This is a genomic window from Sphaerisporangium flaviroseum, from assembly GCF_039537005.1.
Taxonomy (GTDB): Bacteria; Actinomycetota; Actinomycetes; order Streptosporangiales; family Streptosporangiaceae; genus Sphaerisporangium; species Sphaerisporangium flaviroseum.
The window spans coordinates 123694-127807 of sequence record NZ_BAAAZR010000009.1 but is presented as its reverse complement, the minus strand read 5'-3'; the positions used below and the strand labels follow the sequence as shown (position 1 = coordinate 127807).

2 protein-coding genes are annotated in these 4114 nt (G+C 76.1%); both read right to left on the bottom strand.

Annotated elements, in window-relative coordinates; translation table 11 throughout:
- On the bottom strand, window positions 1-2957 hold a 2957-nt coding region (locus ABD810_RS20080; RefSeq protein ID WP_344942248.1), incomplete at its 3' end, for a non-ribosomal peptide synthetase.
- On the bottom strand, window positions 2950-4114 hold a 1165-nt coding region (locus ABD810_RS20075), incomplete at its 5' end, for an AAA family ATPase (RefSeq protein ID WP_344942245.1). The genes ABD810_RS20080 and ABD810_RS20075, both read right to left, overlap by 8 nt.

Sequence of the window (4114 nt, the reverse complement as noted above, 5' to 3'; positions counted from 1 at the left end):
GCCGGGCCCGCGGGGGCGGGGTCGGCCGGGCCCGCGGGGGCGGGGTCGGCCGGGCCCGCGGGGGCGGCGCCGGGGGCGGGGAGCCGCGCCCGGTCCACCTTGCCGTTAGCGGTGAGCGGGAGGCTCGGCAGCGTGACGTAGTGGGCGGGCAGCATGTACGCGGGCAGCGTCCGGCCGAGGTGCTCGCCCAGTTGCCCGGCCGAGGGCGCGGGCTCGTCACGGGCCACGACGTAGGCGACCAGCCGCCGGTCGCCGGGGCGGTCCTCCCTGGCCAGCACGGCCGCGGCGCGCACGTTGCGGTGCCGCGCGAGCGTCGACTCGATCTCCCCCGGCTCGATGCGGTGCCCGCGCACCTTGACCTGGCGGTCGGCGCGCCCGAGGTAGTCGAGGACGCCGCCGGGCAGGTACCTCACCAGATCGCCCGTGCGGTACAGCCGCTCTCCTGGCTCCGGGCCGAACGGGTCGGGCACGAACCGCTCCGCGGTGAGGTCCGGGCGGCCGAGGTACCCCCGGGCGACGCCGGCGCCCCCGATGTACAGCTCGCCGGGAACACCGGCCGGCACCTGCCTCATCCGGTCGTCCAGGACGTACAGCCGTGTGTTCTGGATGGGCCCGCCGATGGGCACCGACCCGGGCGGCGCGTCCCGCGCCTCGATCTCGTGGACACAGCATCCGACCACGGTCTCGGTCGGCCCGTACTCGTTCACCACGACCGTGCCCGGCGCGAGCCCAGCCCACTGCCGCACCGTGGGCCCCGGCAGCGCCTCGCCACCGACGATCAGCCGCCGTGTGGCCCCGGCCGCCTGCTCCGGCGAGAGCGACGCGCACAGCATCTCCAGATGGGCGGGGGTCAGCTTGACCAGGCTGTGCCCGCCGCCCTCGAGCGCCTCCGCGAGCGCCCGCACGCCGGGCTCCTCGCGTACGACGGTCACCGTGCGGCCGGCCGTCAGCACCGGGAAGATCGAGGTGACGCTGAGGTCGAAGGCGATGGAGGAGTGCAGTGTGGATCCCCGGCCGCCCTCGACGTCGTACGCCCTGGCGGCCCAGGTGACGTAGTTGGCCAGCCCGCGATGGGAGACCATCACGCCCTTCGGTACGCCGGTCGAGCCCGAGGTGTAGAGCACGTACGCGAGGCTGTCCGGGTGCGCGGAGACCTGGAGTCCGTCCGGGGAGAACTCCTCGATCCACTCCTGGTCGCGGTCCAGGAGCAGGGTGCGGCCCGGCCGCGCGGGAAGCAGGCCGGCCAGGCGGCCGCAGGTGAGGACGAGGTCCACGCCACTGTCGGCGATCATGAAGGCGAGCCGGCCGGACGGGTAGGCCGGGTCCAGCGGCACGTAGGCCGCGCCCGATTTCAGCACCGCCAGCAGCGCGACGGGAAGATCGGGGCCGCTCGGCAGGCACACCGCGACCCGGCTCTCCGTCCCGGCGCCTCTGGCTCGCAACGCGCGGGCGAGCCTGTTGGAACGCTCGTCCAGCTCGCGGTAGGTCAGCCCACCCGTCGCGAAGGCCACGGCCACCGCCGCCGGGCTGCTGGCGGCGGCCGCCTCGACGAGCGCGTGCACCGGGCTCACCGGGATCGCGGCCACCGGGCCGCGGGCCCAGCGCTCCAGCATGAGCCGGCTCTCCGGCTCCGGCAGGGCGGGCAGCGCGGAGATCGGCTGGCCGGGCGTGGCGGCCATGGCCTCCAGGATCGCGAGCAGCCGTCCCATCAGCAGATCCGCGGACACCGGGCCGAGCGAGCGGCCGTCGTACTCAAGGCCGGCCCACCAGGCGTCCGGCGAGGTGACGCATCGCAGGGTCAGCGTCCGCGAGCCTCCCGCCGGCCCGCAGGCGACGGGTGTCACGGGGCCCCCTTCCCCCAGGGGCACAGCGGGCCGCTCCTCGAACACGACCAGGATCCGGGCCCAGCCCTCCACCGCGGCCGCCTCGTCGCCGCCGAGCCCGGCGGCCACGTGTTCGAACGGTGTCCGTCCGTGCGCCAGCGCCTGGTCACGGGTCCGCTGTACGCGGTGGACCACCTCCCGCACGGCCGGATCGCCCTCGAGCCGGGTCCGGATGACGACCGGGTTGGCCAGCGGGCCGATGAGGCGCGCGGTGTCCGGCCCGTCCCGGTGCGGCGCCAGGAGGCTCAGGCCGATGTCGCTCCGCCCGGTCAGCCGGGACAGCAGCACGGCAAGCCCCGCGAGTACCGCACCCCGCGCGGTCCCCGTGCCGGTGATCCGCTGGAGCCCGTCGACCAGGGCGGAGGGCAGCACCGATCCACAGGCCCACGTGCCGTCGGCCGGCCCTCCCGCCTCCCCCACGGGCGGCGGGCCGGGCGGTGAACCGGCGAGCTCGCCCTTCCAGTGGCCGAGCTCCCGCTCGCGCGCGTCACCGGCCGTCCACGCCCGTTCCGCGGCGACGAGGTCGCCGAACCGGGCCGCCGGCCGTGGCACGACCGCCTCTCCCCGGCGAAGGCGGTCGTAGACGCCCGCCAGCTCGGAGAGGAAGACCATCGGTGAGAGCTCGTCGGCGATGAGCCGGTGCAGCACGAGCGAGAGCACGCCGCGCCCGTCGCCGAGCCGGAACAGGGCGAGGCGGAACAGCGGCGCGGATTCCGTGGGCAGAGCGCGGCCCGCCTCCAGGCCGAGCCGCCGCGCCAGCTCGGCCGGGCGCGCGGGCTCCGGCAGGGCCGGCAGGTCGACCACCTCGACGGTGGCGGTGGTCTTACGCGCTACCAGCCGGACCGGGTTGCCGTCGAACGCGCGAAAGTACGTCCGCAGCGCCTCCTGCTCGGCCACCACCGTGGCGACGCTCCGCTCCAGCGTGGCGACGTCGAGGTCACCGTGGAACTCGTAGGCCCCGGTGACGTGCGGCCGGTCCTCGCCGGACCACGCGCGCCGCTGGGCGGCGAGCAGGTTGCCGGTGGCCTGCCCGCGTACGGCCCGCTTCCCGGGAACCGTCTCCAGCTCAGACATCGCTGCCGGCCTCCAGCCTGGCAAGCGAGCCACGAAGGCGCACGCTCTCGGCCACGTCCAGCACCATGGCGCCCGAGGTCCGCTTGGCCAGGGCCGGGTACCGCGGCGGCCCGGCCGGGCGCACCGGCTCGAACGGCCTGTCCGGCGAATCCTCGGCTCCGGCCCGCTCTCGTGCGTAGAGGTACAGCAGCTCGTCGACGCGATAGCGCGGCTCGCCGTCCTCACCGCCGGCGACGGGGGTCAGCAGATGTGCCCTGACCAGGTCCTCGACGATCCGGCCCGGCTCGCCCCCCGGTCCGCCCACCAGCAGCTCCACCGTGGACGCCCGCAGGGGCGCCGGGCCGAGCCTGCCCACCAGCCGGAACGCGCGCCGGGCCTCCGGGGACAGACGGCGGTAGCCGGAGTCGATGCTGGCCCGCATGCTCAGCTCGCCGATCGCCAGCTCGTCGAGCCGGCGTGAGGTGTCCGCGAGCCGGTCGGCCAGCACGGCGAGCGGCAGGGCCGGGCGGGCGGCCAGCCGCGCCGCGGCGATCCGCAGCGCCAGCGGCGTCCCCGAGCACGCGCGGACGATCCTCCTCGCGTGCTGGAGCTCACGCTGGACCCGGTCGGGTCCGGCGACCGCGCGGAGCAGCGCGATCGCGTGCTCGTCGTCGAAGGGCCCGAGGTTCACCAGGTGCGCGCCCTCGAGCATGGTCAGGCGCGTACGGCTGGACACAAGGGTCCCGCAGGCGCCCGCGCCGGGCATCAGCGGCCTGATCTGCGCCGCGTCGGCGGCGTCGTCCAGGACGATGAGCATCCGCCGGTCCGCGAGCATCGACCGGTACAGCGAGGCGCGGTCCTCGACGCCCGCGGGGATGTCGCGCATGGCGACGCCCATCGCTCGCAGGAACTCCGCCAGGGCGTTCGCCGGCGGCTTGGGCCGGCCGTTGGCGCCGCCGAGCACCTGGTAGAGCTGGCCGTCGGGGAATCCCGGCGCCAGGCCGTGCGCGGCATGCAGGATCGTCGCCGTCTTGCCCGTCCCCGGAGGGCCCGAGACCACGGCGACGGCAGGCCTGCCGGGGTCCGCGGCGCCCAGCAGCCCGGTGATCTCGCGGATCAGCGGCTCTCTTCCGACGAAGTCCGGCACGGCGGCGGGCAGACATCGCGGCCGGGCCGGC